Raw genomic sequence first — 16,181 nt, 5'->3', positions numbered from 1 at the left:
AAGTTTCTCTTGTCCTCGTGTGTAACCGAACGTGTTTGTGGGTCGTGGTCCGAGCGAGGTCCGGCGAGCACGGCGAGGAGACGACGGGTCATGGGCAATCGCCCCACCGACTGGAACGCGATCGGCCTGAGTACCGATCCCACCCCGGGCGACCCCGTTCGGCTGGACACGCTGATCACCTCGATGGAGAGCCTGGGGCGGGTCGCCCGCGAGATCGACGAGGCGTTGAACTCGGTTCTGGACAAGACCGGCAAGGGCGCCTTCGTCGGGCAGACCGCCGACGCGCTGCGGGACAAGATCAGCGGCCCGCTCCGCGAGTTCGTGACCAGCATCGCCGACGCGTTCGAGAACTCGGCCAAGGCGCTGCGCCCGTACGCGGACACGATGCGAGAGCAACAAAGGACCGCAGACGCGGCCTTGACCACCGGTCGGGACCTGGCCCCGGAGGACCCACAGCGCGCCGAGCACGGGAAGACCGCGCGCGCCGCGGGCACCATCCTGCGCACCCAGGCCGAGACCGCCGCGAAGGTGCTCAACAGCTCGGCGACCGGGATCAAGCAGCCGGTCTCGGGCTGCGACCTGTTCTGGGAGGCGTTCAACTGGCTGGCGATCATCCTGATCCTGCCCGCGCTGCTGTTGGGCGGCCCGTTGGCCCTGCTCGCGATCGGGATCAACCTGGTCCTGTTCGTCAAGACCGCGGTGGACGTCGCGAACGGCAAGGCCGGGCTGCTCGATCTGTTCCTGGCGGGCCTGGGGATGATCGCGCCGACCACCAAGGGCCTGAACCTGCTCAAGCTGTTCAAGGACGGCGCGAAGTTCATCTGGGACAAGGGCCTCAAGGGCTTCGTCCAGGGCGCGTGGGGTGCCCTCAAGGGTGCTTTCGGCGCGGGCGCGTTCCGTTCGTTCGCCTTCATCCCGGGCCTGAAGGACTTCGCCCGACTCGCGGGCGGCTGGGTCAAATCGGGTGCCCTGTGGGTGGGTGGGGCGGTGCTGAAGTTCCCGTCGTGGGCCGCCGGCGCGTTCACCAAGGGCGGCCTCGCGGTGGTCCAGGGCTTCAAGGCGATACCGGCCCTGTTCCGCGGCCTGCCCGGCATGATCAAGGGAGCCGCGGGCAGCACCTGGAAGTTCCTCAAGTCCGAACTCGGCGGCAGCAAGTGGCTGCGGTTGATCCTGCCGGTCGACGCGGCCGAGATCAGCCGGTTCGGCCTCAAGCGCGCGTTGCAGATCGGCTTCTACGAGCGCGGTGTGCTGGGCAAGTTCCGCTTCGCCTCGCCGCTGCTGAGCGCGGGTGGGCGCGGCCTGAGCCAGATCCCGACGCCGCCGCTGCACGGGGTGGGCGCGCTGCCCGAGATGCCGGTGGGCGACCTGGCCCGGATCCGGGCCGGTGACTGGTCCGGGTTCGGTGCCAACGAATTGCGGATGAACGCGCTCGACCTGCCGACGACGAACCTGACCGTCACCTCCCCCGGCGGTCTGCACGTCCCCGCCTCCCTGGGCGAGGTGATGCAGTTCGCCCCGGACGCGGTGCGCCGGATGGACGCGCTCGTGGACCTGGGCGCGCGGGACATGCGGATGGTGCAGATCGGCGACTGGGCCAAACTGCCGACGCCGGCGAACAGCGGTCGGCTGGAGCTCAACGCGGTCCACTCGGTCGGACAACTCTCCCCGACCACCGGCGCGGCTGGCGCGGTGCACGCGCTGCCCACCCCGTCCGCGCTCCCGAGCGTCACGCACACCCCGTCGCCGACCTCGCTGTCCGCGCTCGACCTGGTGCACAACGGCGGCACGCAGCGCCTGAACCTGCCGTCCGCACTCACCGGCAACCTCCCGAGCGGCGCCACCGGCATCGGGCACGTGGTCAACCCGAGCCTGAACCACGGACTGACCACGCCGGGTCTGCCCGCCGTCGGCGCGGCCGGCCACGCCCTGCCGGCGCCGAACCCGACCACGTCGGGCCTGACCAACCACGGGCTGACCAACCACGGCCTGGCCGGCCCGGGTCTGCCCGGCCACGGCGCCCCCGGCCCGCATGTGGAGTTCAGGCCGACCGAGTTCGGCTCGTCGGCGAACCCGTCCGCACCGAGCCCGACCGCGCTCGCGGGCGGCCCGCCGCCGACGGCGCCGGTCCCCGACCACGCCGGGAACGCGCTCAACCTGCTCGACCACGGCCCGAAGACGCCGCTGCGCTCGGGCTCACCGGCCGACGCGGGCGCGCTGCCGCCGGTCCCGCCGCCGCACGGCCCGGGCGGCGGCGCCGAGTTGCGCCCCGGCACGCCGAACGCGAACCAGGTGGCCGTCGCACCGCCCACGGCGCCCGGCAACGGCCTGACCGGCCCGTCCAACCGGCTCACCGGTGCCCAGTTGGAACAGCTGTGGCAGCGCGAGTCGGACCGGATCGGCGCCTTGTTCGGCAGGGCCGACCATCCGCAGTGGGCCGACCGGGTCGAGGCATGGCGCGACCTGACCTCGGCGCGGAACGAACTGGGCCGGGCCCAGCAGGTGTTGCACGACCTGAGAATCCGCCCCGACGGGCCGTCCACACCATCCGTGTACGAGCGCAACGCCGGAATCGCGGTGGAGACGGCCTCGACGAAGGTGGAGACCGCGCTCACCCGGCTGGACTCGCTCGGCGTGGATCCGGCCCGGATCGACAAGGGCATGGCCGAACTCCGGGCGCAAAGCCTGCTGGAGCGCCCGCGACTGGTCGGCGGCAGCCACCACGACCTCGGCGGCGGCAGCAGCGGCGGCACGCTGCCGCCGACGTCGGCCGCCGGGAGTGTCGTGCCGCCGAACCCGAACATCGCCCCGCACGTCGGTCCCGGCGCGACCTTGCCCGAGGGTGCGGTCGTACACATACCGGTGAACGACGGCTACCGGACCACCGATCCCGCCACCGGCCGCTCCATCCGGTACGGCAACGACGGGCATGTCCTCGACGAGGGCCTCGCGCTGCACTCGCCGAACGAGCCCCGGTTCATCGTCGACGACGGCGCCGGCCGGCCGGTTTTGACCGACGTGCACGGGACCCCCGTCACCGGCGTCGAGGTCACGGTGGTGGGCGGCGGCTACCGGGTCACCGAGACCACCGGCGGCCACACCGTCCGCTACGGCACCAACGGGGCCGTCGTCGACCGGGGCATCGCCCTTCGCAGTACCATCGCACCCCACGTCGTGGTGCACAGCGACGCACGACCTCCGGTGCTTACCAACGCCCACGGCGAGCCGATCACCGACCACACCTTCGCCTCGTTCGACGGCGGCTACCGGGTCACCGATCCCGCCACGGGCAGTTCCGTCCGCTACGGCACGGACGGCCGGGTCGCCGACCGCGGCATCGTCCTGCACGGCACCGACAACGCGCACTTCGTCGTCCGGGGCGAACACGGCCCCGTACTGACCGACGTGCACGGCACCAGGATCACCGACGTCGAGGTGACCTCCACCACCAACGGCGGCCACCGCATCACCGAACCGAACAGCGGACAAACCACCCGCTACCGGGCCGACGGCTCCGTCGCCGAACACGGCATCGCCCTCGAAGGACTCGGCGACACCCGGATCGTGGTCCCGCGCGAAGGACGCAACCCGGTGCTGACGGACACCCACGGCAAGCCCGTCAGCGGCACCGCGGTCACCACCCTCGACAACGGTTTCCGAGTCACCGACACCACCACCGGCCGCTCCATCCGGTACGGCGGCGACGGAACCATCCTCGAACACGGCATCGCCCTCCAGAGCACCGACAACGCGCACTTCGTCGTCCGGGGCGAACACGGCCCCGTACTGACCGACGTGCACGGCACCAGGATCACCGACGTCGAGGTGACCTCCACCACCAACGGCGGCCACCGCATCACCGAACCGAACAGCGGACAAACCACCCGCTACCGGGCCGACGGCTCCGTCGCCGAACACGGCATCGCCCTCACCGGTTCCGGCGACACGCACTTCGTGGTCTTCCGCGACGGCCGCCCCCCGGTCCTCACCGACGTACACGGCAAGCCGACCTCCACCCACGACCTGGCCGATCTCACCGGCGGCTACCGCGTCACCGACCCGGCCACCGGCCACTCCGTCCGCTACGACGGCAACGGCGTCGCGGTCGAGCGGGGGTTGGCCCTGACCGAGGTCGGCGAGCCGCACTTCATCGTGAACAGCGGAACCGGCCACGTGCTCACCAACGCGCAGGGTGCCCACGTCCCCAATGTCGAGGTCAACCCGCTCACCGGCGGCGGCTATCGGGTCACCGAAACGGGCGGCACCCACAGCACCCGCTACACCGCGGACGGGTGGGTCGCCGAACACGGCATCGTCCTGGGCGGCACCGGCGAACCCCGCTTCCTGGTCGGCAGCGGCGACCACCGCCACCTCACCGACACGCTCGGCGCGCCGATACCCCACCACACCGCCACGGTCACCGACCAGGGCTTCCGGGTGATCAACACGCGTACGAGCGAGTCCACCCTGCACAGTGCCAACGGCGCGGTGGTCGAACACGGCATCGCCGTCGGCGGCCCCGGCGAAGCCCGCTTCGTGGTCGGCGAGGGCGCCGGCCGGGTCCTCACCGACGCAAACGGCGCCAGGGTCACCGACCGCGCCATCACCGTCGTCGACAACGGCTACCGCGTCACCGACCCGGCCACCGGCCACTCGTTCCGCTACGACACCGCCAACAACACCTTCGAACACGGCACCAGGCTGGGCCGCGCCGGCCAAGGCCCGTTCGCGGTCGGCGACACCCTCACCGACCTGCACGGCAACCCGCTCCCCGCAGAGCAACGGCTCACCCGGCTCACGGACGCCGACGGCACCCACACCGGCTACCGGGTGGACGTCGTACACCCGAACACCCCGCGACACGGCGAGTTCCACGAGTTCGGCACGAACGGCACGGTCAGCCGCGAGGGCTTCAACGTGCTCGACGACGGTCGGATGACCAAGCACCAGTACGTCGTCGACCACAGCACTCCGACGCCGACCTGGCGCCAGGAGTTCCACCCCGACTCCCCCGGCGACCCCTTCACCCGCAACGAGTTCCAGCGCGGCACCGTGGACACGAGCGGCGCGGCCAACGGCGGGCTGCGGCTGAAGTCGAGTTCGCCCGACCAGGTGACGATCTTCGAGCGCCGGATGTTGCCCGGCGGGAGCACGCTCGACGCGTTCCGGCGCACCGACCTCAGCGGCTTCGGCACCTTCAGCCATCGCACCAAATGGATCGAGTGGGGTGCCGACGGCACCCCACTCGGTCAGGGCTCGCGCAAGTTCGACACGTCGGGCTTCGGCTACACCGACGTCAACGAGCACTTCGTCGTGGTGCGCGAATTCCGGGACACCCTCCAGAAGTTCGACGGCCGGGCCGGACACACCCTCGGTGTCAAGGGCACCGACGGCTGGACCTGGCACCGCTACGACGGCGCCGGCAACGAGTTGGCCAACGGTCCGCGCACCTCGCACTGGGACGGCGGCTGGAGCGACCGGCACGGGCCGGGAGCCGGCACCCAAGCCGGGGAGCTGGTCCAGAAGCAGTGGGGTCCGATGCACCGGACCGACCACGCCCGGCACTACCTCGAACACCCGCTGGACGGCGCCGGCATCCGCAAGGCGTCCTGGGACGAGCTGTCGCCGCAGGGCAAGGAGACCGGCAAGCACGAGGTCAAGGCGGACGGTTCGACGTTCACCACGAACCGGATCTCCGAGCAGCGCCCGCCGAACTGGGCCCGCAAGTGGCTGAGCGACCACCGCACCGAACCGACGGGCAATCACGCCTTCCTCGCCTCGGACACCCGCTATCAGGTGTTCACCTGGGAGAAATCGGCCCCCGACGCGACCGGAAACCTGGTCCCGCACAGCAACGGCGTGCGCTTCGTCGGCGACGACGGCAGTTCCTTCGACACCCTGGCCGACGGCACCTTCGCCCGCTCGCAGACCAAGTTGGCCGACGGAACGACGCTCAAGGCCGGCGATTCGGTGACACCGCACGCGAACGCCCCCGCCGGGACCACCCCGTGGAACCGGGACGGCGTCACCGGCTACCGCCTGGACACCCCGGGCGGGCCCGACGGGCGCAACTGGCAGGACCTCCGGCCGGTGACGAACGCGGACGGCGCCATCACCCACTGGGAGATGGTTCGCGAGGGCTTCGAGAACGGCAACGTCCGCCACTACGCCACGCCGGAGCAGCCCGTCCACGGAGCCCCCGGCGCGGCCGCCCCCCAGACTCCGGTCGCCCCCAACCCGCGCAGCAACTGGGTCGAGTACGACGCCCACGGTTACGTGGCCGGCCGCCGGGACAGCTGGACGCTCGCCGCGGGCAACGAGATCACCATCGTCGCGCACGGCTCGTCGACGGCGAAGACCTGGACATGGCAACGGCTCGACGACGCCGGTCGGGTACAGGAGTCCGGCAAGCGGGTGTTGTTCCGCAGCTCGGACGACCCCAAGCTGCCCTTCGACGACTCGTTCCGGGACTTCGACGCGGGAAACAACCTGGTCCGCGAGCGGCGCATGCTCGACAGCGGCCGCTATGTCGACGCGTGGCAGGCACCGGGTGCCGACGCCTGGAGGTGGCAGAAGTTCGACCGGGCGGGCAATCCCCTCCCGCCGGCGACCGCGGGCACCCACGAACGGGTGTGGTGGAACCCGAAGGCGGCCGAGGGTGCCGGTGCGTGGCAGGCGACCCCGCTCGACGGCAAGAACCTGCTCTTCCGCGACCGGCTCGTGCCCACCACCCCGGGCGAGACGTTGGTGATCCGCGAGACGCCGCCGCACATCACCGACGCGCCGGCCCGGGTGCGCGAGTACGGACCGGGCGGGGCCACCTCGCCGAACACCGCCACCTGGACGGAGTTCGACCACGGCACCGCCGTGCGCACCCGAACGGCCACCGCCGACGGGCACTTCCTGGAACGGGACGCGTGGCGCGGCCAATGGCGGCGCTACGACGGGGAGGGCCACCTCCTGGCCCGGCGTACCGACGGCGGCGCGGTGATCACCACCGACTCGCTGAACCGGTGGCGGGTGGTCGGCAGCGAGTACGACTTCCGCGGCCAGGTGACCGAGGTGCGCGGCTGGGTGCGGCGCATCCGCGAGGGTCAGCGCATGCCGTGGACGGGCCACCTGACCGGCATCGACGCGACGCAGTTCCGCACCGCGCTGACCGGCATCCCGGGCATCCCGACGACCGGCTCGATCCACCTGGCCGAGGCCGCCTACCAGGGCGGTGGGACAGTGCTGGGCAAGAAGCTCGCGGTGGAGTTCGCCCAGGAGTTCGCCATCGAGTTCACCGCGAACATCATCGTCGCCGACATCAACGCCAGGGCCCAGGGCAAGAGCCTGTCCGAGACCGACTGGCAGAAGGCGGCGCTGAACGCGGCCGTCGGCGGCGTGGTCAAGGGCGGCGTGGGCGCCTTCGTGCACGAGAACAAGTGGGACGGCTTCCGCAAGCTCGGCGACCTCAAGAGCGGCTACGGCAACATCGACGGCGGCAAGCACTGGAACCGCCGGCCGGGCAACCACGACAAGACGTGGGCCAACGAGTGGGCGGGCAACGAGACCGCGTTGCGCTGGCGCAGCGGCATCTACGACTTCAACTACAACGCCGGCGTCGGCCTGCTGGCCGGGTTGGTCAACGGCAGCATCAACGCGAGCGTGTTCGGCATCAAGGGCGCCGACGGCCTCACCCACAAGCTCTCCGGCTGGGAGGCGTTCGGCGACGGCGCGATCGCCTCGTTGTCCGGCGTGGTCAGCACCGGCAGCGTCTCGCTCGCCCGGATCGGTTTCCTCAACGCGGCCGGCGGTCGGTTCTTCCACCGCGCGGGCGTCAGCGAGTTCCTGCTCAACATCGGTTTCAAGATCGGCGAGAAGATGTTCAACGGGTGGCTGCTGCCCCAGGTGCGCGCGGGAATGAACCCGGATTGGTACCAGCAGAAGGATGCGTAGCGCACAGATGTCGAGCGTCGAACATCACACGGGCGGCTCCACCCCGCCGGCCGTCCGGGTGGCCGCCAAGGGCCGGGGCACGCATCGCCGGATCGCGGACGCGGTCCGCGCCGCCGGCCCCGGCGCGACCGTGCTGATCGCGGCGGGCCACTACACCGAATCGCTGGTGCTGGCCCGGTCGGTGACGCTGTGTCCCGAGCCCGGCGGCGGCGAGGTGGTGTTGACCGCGAGTGCCGACGGCCCGGCGGTCACCGTCGAGGCGGCGGACTGCGTGGTGCGCGGACTGGGTCTGCGCGGGGCGGGCACCGAGGCGCCGGCGGTGAGCGTGGGGCCGGGCGCGGGCCTGATCCTGGCCGACTGCGTGGTCACCGGCGGTCGGATCGAGGTGCGCGGCGGGCCCGATCGGGACGCGGAGGACGGCGGCGATCCGGACCTGGACGCGCCGCCGACGGCCGGCGGCACCACCTCGGCGCTGCTGCTCACCGGCACACGGATCACCGGCACCCGGCTCGCGGGTCTGCATGTGTCCGGGGACGCGCGGGCCCGGGTCGAGGACGTCGAGGTGAGCGCCGTCGAGGGCACCGGGATCGTGGTGTCGGGCAGCGCGCGGGTGGGCATCGCCCGACTGCGCCTGGACGCCACCTCCGGCTCGGGGATCCGGCTGCGCGGGCGGGCGATGTTGCGGCTGACCGATTCGGTGCTGGGCGGTTGCGGGCGGGTCGGGCTGCTGTTGGAGGACGCCTCCTCGGCGGTGGCCGGTGAGAGTCGGGTCAGTGCGCCGGGCGCGGCCGGCATTCGGCTCGGCGGCAGTGCCCGGGCCGAGTTGACCGACTGCCGGATCCTGGACGCCGCCGCGGCCGGCATCGTGCTCGACGGCACCGCGCGGGTGGTCGCGCACGGTTGCGCGGTGCGCCGGTCGGCGACCAACGGTGTGTTGCTCACCGAGGGCGCGGGCGCCGACCTGACCGACTGTCGCATCCTCGACTCCGGTTTCGGTGCGGTCCACGCCGCCGGCACCGCCGTGCTCAAGTTGGCCGACTGCCGCGTCCAGGGCACCCCCGAACACGGCGTGCACACCGCGGACACCGCTCGGGCCGAGCTGACCGACTGTACGGTCTCGGCCGCGGCGATGACCGGGATCGCGGTCACCGGCCGGTCCTCCGCGGCGCTCTCCGGCTGCCTGGTCGCAGACACCGCGACCGGGATCGGGATCGGTTCGCCGACCGGATCGAAGGTGTCCGGGTGCACGGTGCGCGCGGCCGGGCGCACCGGGATCGAGGTCACCGGCGAGGGCGTCGCCGAGTTGGCCGGCAACCGGGTCACCGGCGCGGGGGCCGCGGGCATCGTGTTCGACGCGGGTTCGCGGGCCGACTTGGCCGGTGGCTCGATCGAGGACTGCACCGGCTCGGGCCTGGTGGTGTGGACCGGCGCCCGGCCGAATGTGCACGGCCTGCGGATCGAACGGCCGGGCAAGAACGGCGTGTACGTCGCCGAGCAGGCCGGCGGCACCTACACCGGCTGCGATGTGATCGGCGCCGGTTACGCCGCGCTGCACGTGGGCGGCGGCGCGGATCCGCTGTTCCGCCGCTGCCGGGTGCGCGAGTGCACCGAGGAGCTGAGCACCGAGCCGGAGGCCGCGCCGGTGTTCGACGACTGCGACCCGGCGCTCGGCGGGGTCGCCGCCGCGCGGCCCGCGACCGCCGGCACCGCGGGCGCCGCGCCGAGTGTCGGCGCCGGTGTGCCCGCCCCGGAACTGCCCGACGTGGTCGAGGAGAGCCTGCCCGACCTGCTCGCCGAGTTGGGCGAACTGGTCGGCCTGGACGGCGTCAAGCGCGATGTCGCGTCGATGGCCAAGCTGATGCAGACGGTCCGGCTCCGGGTCGAGGCCGGGTTGCCCGCGCCGCCGCTGAGCCGGCATCTGGTCTTCGCGGGCAACCCGGGGACCGGCAAGACCACGGTGGCCCGGCTGTACGGCCGGCTGCTCAAGGCGCTCGGCCTGCTCGGCCACGGCCACCTGGTCGAGGTCGACCGCAGCGCGCTGGTCGGCGAGTACGTCGGCCACACCGGGCCCAAGACCGCCGCCGCGTTCAACCGGGCGATCGGCGGCGTGTTGTTCATCGACGAGGCGTATTCGCTCTCCCCGCTCGCCGGCGGCAACGACTTCGGCTCCGAGGCGATCGCCACGTTGGTGAAGCTGATGGAGGATCACCGCGACGACGTCGTGGTGATCGCCGCGGGCTATCCCGACGACATGGACCGATTCGTGTCCTCCAACCCGGGCCTGGCCTCCCGGTTCACCCGGACCCTGTTGTTCGAGGACTACGACGCCGAGCAGCTCGTGGCCATCGTCGAGCACCAGGCGGAGCGGCACCGCTACGAACTGAGCCCCGCCGCACGCGCCGAACTGCTCGCCCTGTTCGCTGGAATGACCCGCGGCGGCGGCTTCGGCAACGGGCGCTCGGCCCGGCAGGCGTTCCAGGAGATGACGGAACGTCAGGCCGGCCGGGTCGCCGAACTCGACAACCCCGACGCGGCGCAACTGATCGCCCTGGAGGTCGCGGATCTGCCCGCGTCCCTCGCGGGCGCCACCGCGTGAGCACCGTCCCCCCAACACCTGGAGACCTCGTGTCCGCCAACAACCGCCCACGCAACGGTGGTTCGTCCGACGACCAGAACGGCTTCGCGGCCACCTTCGCCCGCCGGCCCGGCACCGGTGCCCGCGGCCCGGTGCCCGGCGCCCGGGTCTGGGGCACGATCGGCGGCGCCGCGGCGCTGACCACCGGCGTCATCGTGCTGGTGCCGCTACTGGCCGCCCCGAGCGCGGCCTCGCACCCGCGCCGCGATCTCGCGCACGTCGCGGCGAACGCCGCGCTGCCCGGCACGCCCGCCGGTTGGGGCACCCCGGGCAGCGCCGAACCGGCGCCCGTCGAGGGAGTCCCGGTCGGCCCGGACGGCACACCCGTCCCGCAGGGCCCGCCCGGCGGCGCCCCGGTCGGCTACCCGCCGGCCGGTGGTTCGGGCACCGGCACCGGTGGTTCGGTGCAGTACAACAACGGCTCCGGCGGCGGCGCCGCGGGTGGGGGCGGCGGCGCGGTCGGCGGGGGCGCCGGCGGCGGCACACCCGGCGGCACCGGCACCCCCGGCGGCGGATCCGTCCCGGGCAATCCGACGACCGGCGGCGCAAGCGGCGGTACCACCGGCAGCACGCCCGGCCGGCCGCCCGTCGCGCCGCCGACCTCCCCCGCCAAGCCGCCGGTCGCGCCGGCCCAGGGCCCGCAGCAGGTCTACAACGGCTACGCCGGCCTGGGTTGCTCGAACTCGGGCGCCGGGTTCCGGGTGCAGGGCCAGTACAGCGACGGCAAGGAGGGTTGGTACAAGGTCGGCAGCGGCGGTCTGGGCACGGCGGGGTGCGGGGACGACTTCTGGGCGATCCCGATGTCCGGCTCCAAGACCAAGGACGACTCCACCGTCGCCGCCGTGTGGACCTGGAACGCCGGTGCCAAGGCCAAGAGTTGCTCGGTGCAGGTGTACGTGCCCGGCGGCTCGACCTGGCGGGACGCGGCCGGCAAGCCCGCGTTCTACCAGGTGCTGGACACCGACAGCAGCTCCGCGCCGGTGCGTTCCACTTTCACCGTCGACCAGACCTCGCACCGCGGGGCCTGGATCCAGGGCGTGAGCCTGCCGGTCAAGGACGGCAAGGTCGTGCTGCGGATGGTCAACCGGGGCGAGGACTGGGTCGGCCCGGACAAGACCTACGCGCACCTGGCGGCGGGCCAGGCGCGAGTGCTCTGCTACGACCGCTGATTCGAGCACGATCCGCGCCGGCCGGGTCGTTCGCGACCCGGCCGGTCGCACGTGGTGGGCAATCGCGCGCGGTGGGCGGTTTGCTCAGCGCGGGTACATCTTGACGACCTTGCCGTCCAGGTCGGCCCGCAGATAGCCGGACCCGTAGTCGTCGCTCACGTAGATCTTCAGCGCGGGCACCCGGTCGCTCAGCCCGAGGTCCACGATCATGTAGCGGGTCTTGGGCGTGCTGATGCCCAGTTCCTTGTCGGCCTTGGCGATCAGGGCCGGGAGCGCGTCCCAGTTGACCTTCGCGAGGTCGAAGGTCCTGTCGTCGCGGTCGGTGCTCCCGAATCCCTTGTCCTTCGTGGTGGCGCCGTCGCGGTAGGTGAAGCGGTCGTACAGGCGGGCGTCGCCGGCCACCGGCGCGTCCACCGAGGCGAACTTGTCGTGGACGGTGAACTTCTTGACCTTGGTGCCCCCGATGGTCGGGGTCATCGCGGTGATCACTTCGCGGACGGCGGCCGGGGTGAGCAGGTTCGCCGTTTCCGTCGGGGGCTTGGTGGTACGCGAAGCCGACGGCCGGGTCGGGGTCGAATCCACGTCCTCGTCGACCGGGATCCCCGGCCGGTCCGCCGACCTGGTCGGGCTCGGGCTGCTCGTGCCCGGCTTGCCGGCGCCGGCCGACGTGTGGTCCGCATCCGAGCCCGAGTCGCGGAACTGGGACACGAGGATCACCGCGACCAACGTGCCGACCAGGGCGGTGCCGACCGCCGAGCCGGCGATGATCCGGGTGCGGCGCGCCCGGGCCAGGTCCGGTGACGGGGGTTCGGCCGGGGTGAACGGGGTGCCGTAGTGCGAGGAGGGCGGGGCGGACGGTGGTGGCGGGGTCGAGGACGCCTGCCCCGTACCGGAGTTCGTCTGCGGGCCGACCCGGTCCGCGCCCGACCAGGCCGGGCCGTCCTCGGCCCGTCCGGCCGCCGTCCGTCCGCCCGTCGCCGGTCCGCCCGCCGCCGCGCGACCGCCGCCGAGGTCGGCCGGCTGCCAGGCGAGGGCGTCCGCGACCGGCAGCGCCGACGTGGTGTGCTGCGAGGTGGGCCGCCCGGTCGGCGCACCGGCCGCTTCGGCCAACAGCCGGTCCAGTTGCGCCGCGTCCGGGCGGGCCGCGGGGTCACGGACCAGCAACGCGTCCAGGACCGGGGCCAGCGCGCCGGCGCGGCTCGCCGGCGGCACCGTCTCGGTCAGCACCGCGGCGAGCGTGGCCAGGCTGGTCGCCCGGCGCAGCGGATGTTGCCCCTCCACCGCGACGTACAACATCATCCCGAGCGACCACAGGTCGGACGCGGTGTTGTCCTCCTCGCCGCGGATGCGCTCGGGTGCGATGTACTCGGGCGAGCCGATCAGGTCGCCGGTGGCGGTCAGACTGGTCGATTCGCGCAGCGCGGCGATGCCGAAGTCGGTCAACACCGGGCTGCCGTCGCCGCGCAGCAGCACGTTGCCGGGCTTGACGTCGCGGTGGTGGATCCCGGCGGCGTGCGCGGCGGCGAGCGCGGACAACACGCCCCGCCCGATCGCGGCGGCCTCGGCGGGGGCGATCGGGCCGTGGATCAGCCGGTCGTGCAGCGAGCCTCCGGGCACCAGTTCCATCACCAGCCACGGGTGCGGAACCTCGGCGGCGTCCACGATGTGATGGATCGTCACCACGTTGGGGTGATTCAGCCGGGCCAACGACCTGGCCTCGCGCAGCACCCGCTCGCGCAACATCCGCGCGGCGGTCGGGTCGTCCTCCAACAGCGCCGGATCGGGCGGCCGGACCTCCTTGAGCGCCACCTCGCGTTCCAGCGCCAGATCGCGAGCCCGCCAGACCAGGCCCATGCCGCCACCACCGAGCCGCTCCAGCAACTCGAAGCGGCCGTCGACAACGCGTCTGCCAGGTATACCCGGGGTCATGCGGCACACCCTATAAATCCGGACTCCCATCGCGGCAATCGGCGGCCGGATCGTGGGCAGATCCCTCGCCGGGAACCGGACGGCGGCCGAGACTCGTCGCAACCGGGGAAGCACGGAGCGCTCCCGACGCACGGCGCACGGTTCGAAGCCCCGGCCCACCGGCCGGGCCGGTCGCGGTTCGGTCCGGCGACCGTCGTGCGTCGTCTCGTCCAGTCCTGTCGGCCACAGCCGGAAGGCGTCATGGCACTCGACCGCACCGTCGGCCCACCCGCCGCGTCCCCCGTAGTCGGCCCGACCGGCGCGTACCGCCGGTGGTTGTTGCTCGTCGTCATGCTCGCCCAGGTGTGCGTCGTCCTGGCCGCGTCGCTGCCGGACGCCGTCCCGGTGCCGCCCGCCGCCGAGCTGCGGATCGATCCGGACGACGTCCTCTGGGCGGCTCGCGCCCACCTGCTCGCGCTCGGCGCGCTGTTGCTGCCGGCCGGCCGGCTCGCCGATCACGTCGGGCCGCGCCGGATGTTCACCGTCGGGCTGATCGGCCTGGCCGGCGCCTCGCTCGTGGTCGGCACCGTCGGCGGCCGGGGCCCGCTGTTCGCCGGTCGGGCCCTCCAGGGCGGCTTCGGCGCACTCGTGCTCACCGCCGGCCCGGCCCTGCTCCTGGCGGCCCGCCCGGAGCGCGCCGAACGCGACCGGGCACTGGGCCTGTACGCCGGTGTCACCGCTGCGGGCGGCGGCCTGGCCGTGCTCGTGACCGGCGCGCTGGGGGACGACAACCGGCGGGCGCTGCCGGTCGCCCAGGCGGTCCTGCTCGGCGTGCTCGCCCTCGCGGTGGTGCGGCTGTTCGCCCGGCACCCCGAGCCGGCCCGCGCCCGGATCCCGGGCTTCGACCTGCCGGGCGCGCTCACCGCGACGGCGGGCGTGGGCTGTGTGTTGTACGGCTGCCTGCGGATCGAGTCGCCCGGCGGGTCCGGCACGACATGGCTCGTCCCGGCCGTCGGCGGTGTACTGCTGGTCGTGTTCGCCCGGCGGCAGGCGCTCGCGGGCACCGCGTTGTTGCCGCCGCGGATACCGCTGAATCGCGATCGCGGCGCGGCGTTGCTCGGTCTCGCGGTGGGCGGCACCGCCACCTTGGGGACGGTGCGCTTCGTGGCGGTGTACCTGCACAGCGGTGGCCCGGGGCTCACCGCGGCCCAGGTGGGGCCGCGATTGTTGCCGCTGGTGCTGCCGTTGCTGCTCACCGCGCCGCTCGCGGCCGGCCCGCTGCTTCGCCGCTTCGGCGCCAAGACGCTGGTGCCGCTCGCCCTGGGCCTGTGCTGTGTCGGCTTCGTGCCGCTGTACGGGCTGGACCAGGACAGCGCGTACCCGACGAACGTGGTTCCGGCGCTGCTCCTGATCGGGTTCGGCGCCGGGTTGGCGGTCGGGCCGTGTCTGAGCGTGGCGGTGAACGGCGTCCGGGCGGTGGGCGCCGGGATGGGGGCGGCGATCGGGGCGTGCGTACCGGGTGCCGTGATCGGGGTGTCCGTGCCGGCCCGGGCAACGGTGGACGCGTTCCGGCTGACCGGTGCCCGCGACTGGGGGGCGAATCCGATGAAGCCGTCGACGGCGGTGGTCGGCGCGCGGCTCGCACCGGTGTACGAGTGGACCGGGGTGCTGCTCGCCCTCGCCGCGGTGGCGACCGCCGTGCTCTTCTCGCCACGCTCGCGCGCGGTCGCCCCGGCGAACGACGCGTAGCGTCCATCGCTCGGCACGGCCCCTTTCCCCACCGACGTGCCGAGCGGCTCCCGCAAGCATCGAAACGCTTGCGTTTCGATTGATCGAGCCCTACGGTTATCGAAACGCCATCGTTTCGCTGACCGGGGTACGCGCGCATGCACATCGATTCGGCCGGGACCACCGACTCCGCCACCACCAACCGGCGTTCCCGGCTGACCGCCGAGCGCGAGACCGAGATCTACGTGGCCACGGTCGACCTGCTCCGCGAGACGGGCTATGCCGCCCTGACCATGGAGGCCGTCGCCGCGCGGGCCAAGGCCAGCAAGGCGACCCTGTACCGCCAGTGGCAGAGCAAGCCGCGCCTGGTCGCGGCGGCGCTGCGGCACAACAAACGAATCTCCCTGGCCGGTCTGGACACCGGTTCGCTGCACGAGGACCTGTACGAGACCGCGCGCCGGATCGCGTACGGCGCCGCGCCCAACACCGCGCTGCTCGCGAGTGTCGCGCACGCCATCCTGAACGACCCCGAACTGGGCCTGGCCGTACGGGAAACCATCGTCGAGCCCGAGTCCGCGGTGCTCGACCAGGTGCTCGCCCGGGCCGTCGCGCGCGGCGAACTCGACCCGGACAACCCTGCGTCGGGCCTGCTGGCCCACCTGCTCATCGGCGCGGTGACCGGCCGACCGCTGGTCGAGGGCTGCGTCGCCGACGAGGAATACCTGCACCGCTACATCGACGCCGTCGTGCTCCCGGCGCTGCGCCGGCCCTGACCCGCCGGCCGCCGGCCGCCCCGACGCGCG

The 16,181-nt window shown here is 73.0% G+C and carries 6 protein-coding genes; 5 read left to right on the top strand and 1 reads right to left on the bottom strand.

Annotated features, from left to right (window positions below; translation table 11 throughout):
• Positions 1-90 precede the first annotated feature (90 nt).
• The 3 genes from ACFXMF_RS26125 to ACFXMF_RS26115 are packed head-to-tail and all read left to right on the top strand — an operon-like array spanning position 91 to position 11,742.
• On the top strand, positions 91-7,938 hold the full coding sequence (locus ACFXMF_RS26125; protein ID WP_379988481.1) for a hypothetical protein: 7,848 nt from the start codon (positions 91-93) through the stop codon (positions 7,936-7,938).
• Between the two features lie 7 nt (positions 7,939-7,945).
• Positions 7,946-10,534 carry a right-handed parallel beta-helix repeat-containing protein gene (locus tag ACFXMF_RS26120; RefSeq protein ID WP_379988482.1) on the top strand — a complete coding sequence of 863 codons (2,589 nt, stop codon included), beginning with the start codon at positions 7,946-7,948 and terminating at the stop codon, positions 10,532-10,534.
• A 29-nt stretch (positions 10,535-10,563) separates the two neighbouring features.
• Entirely contained in the window at positions 10,564-11,742 is a 1,179-nt protein-coding gene (locus ACFXMF_RS26115; RefSeq protein ID WP_379988484.1) for a hypothetical protein, read from the top strand.
• An 84-nt stretch (positions 11,743-11,826) separates the two neighbouring features.
• Here the strand turns inward: ACFXMF_RS26115 and ACFXMF_RS26110 are convergent, their stop codons facing one another.
• Positions 11,827-13,671, bottom strand: a complete 1,845-nt coding sequence (locus tag ACFXMF_RS26110) for a protein kinase (RefSeq protein WP_379988486.1) — start codon at positions 13,669-13,671, stop codon at positions 11,827-11,829.
• A 240-nt stretch (positions 13,672-13,911) separates the two neighbouring features.
• On the opposite strand from ACFXMF_RS26110, the gene ACFXMF_RS26105 reads away from it, so the two are divergent.
• Both ACFXMF_RS26105 and ACFXMF_RS26100 read left to right on the top strand, forming a co-directional pair.
• Positions 13,912-15,399, top strand: coding sequence for an MFS transporter (locus ACFXMF_RS26105; RefSeq protein WP_379988487.1), 1,488 nt, complete (start codon positions 13,912-13,914; stop codon positions 15,397-15,399).
• 137 nt (positions 15,400-15,536) lie between these two features.
• A complete protein-coding gene (locus ACFXMF_RS26100; RefSeq protein WP_360313229.1) occupies positions 15,537-16,151 on the top strand; it encodes a TetR/AcrR family transcriptional regulator in 615 nt (204 codons plus the stop codon).
• Positions 16,152-16,181: the final 30 nt, after the last annotated feature.

Source organism: Embleya sp. NPDC059213, assembly GCF_042754445.1.
Classification (GTDB): Bacteria; Actinomycetota; Actinomycetes; order Streptomycetales; family Streptomycetaceae; genus Embleya.
The sequence above is the reverse complement of the archived record's forward strand: the minus strand, read 5'-3'. Positions and strand labels throughout refer to the sequence as shown.

Coding starts and splice junctions, on each gene's coding strand:
- ACFXMF_RS26125 (WP_379988481.1), top strand. CDS start 91: ATGGGCAATCGCCCCACCGACTGGAACGCGATCGGCCTGAGTACCGAT.
- ACFXMF_RS26120 (WP_379988482.1), top strand. CDS start 7,946: ATGTCGAGCGTCGAACATCACACGGGCGGCTCCACCCCGCCGGCCGTC.
- ACFXMF_RS26110 (WP_379988486.1), bottom strand. CDS start 13,671: ATGACCCCGGGTATACCTGGCAGACGCGTTGTCGACGGCCGCTTCGAG.
- ACFXMF_RS26105 (WP_379988487.1), top strand. CDS start 13,912: ATGGCACTCGACCGCACCGTCGGCCCACCCGCCGCGTCCCCCGTAGTC.
- ACFXMF_RS26100 (WP_360313229.1), top strand. CDS start 15,537: ATGCACATCGATTCGGCCGGGACCACCGACTCCGCCACCACCAACCGG.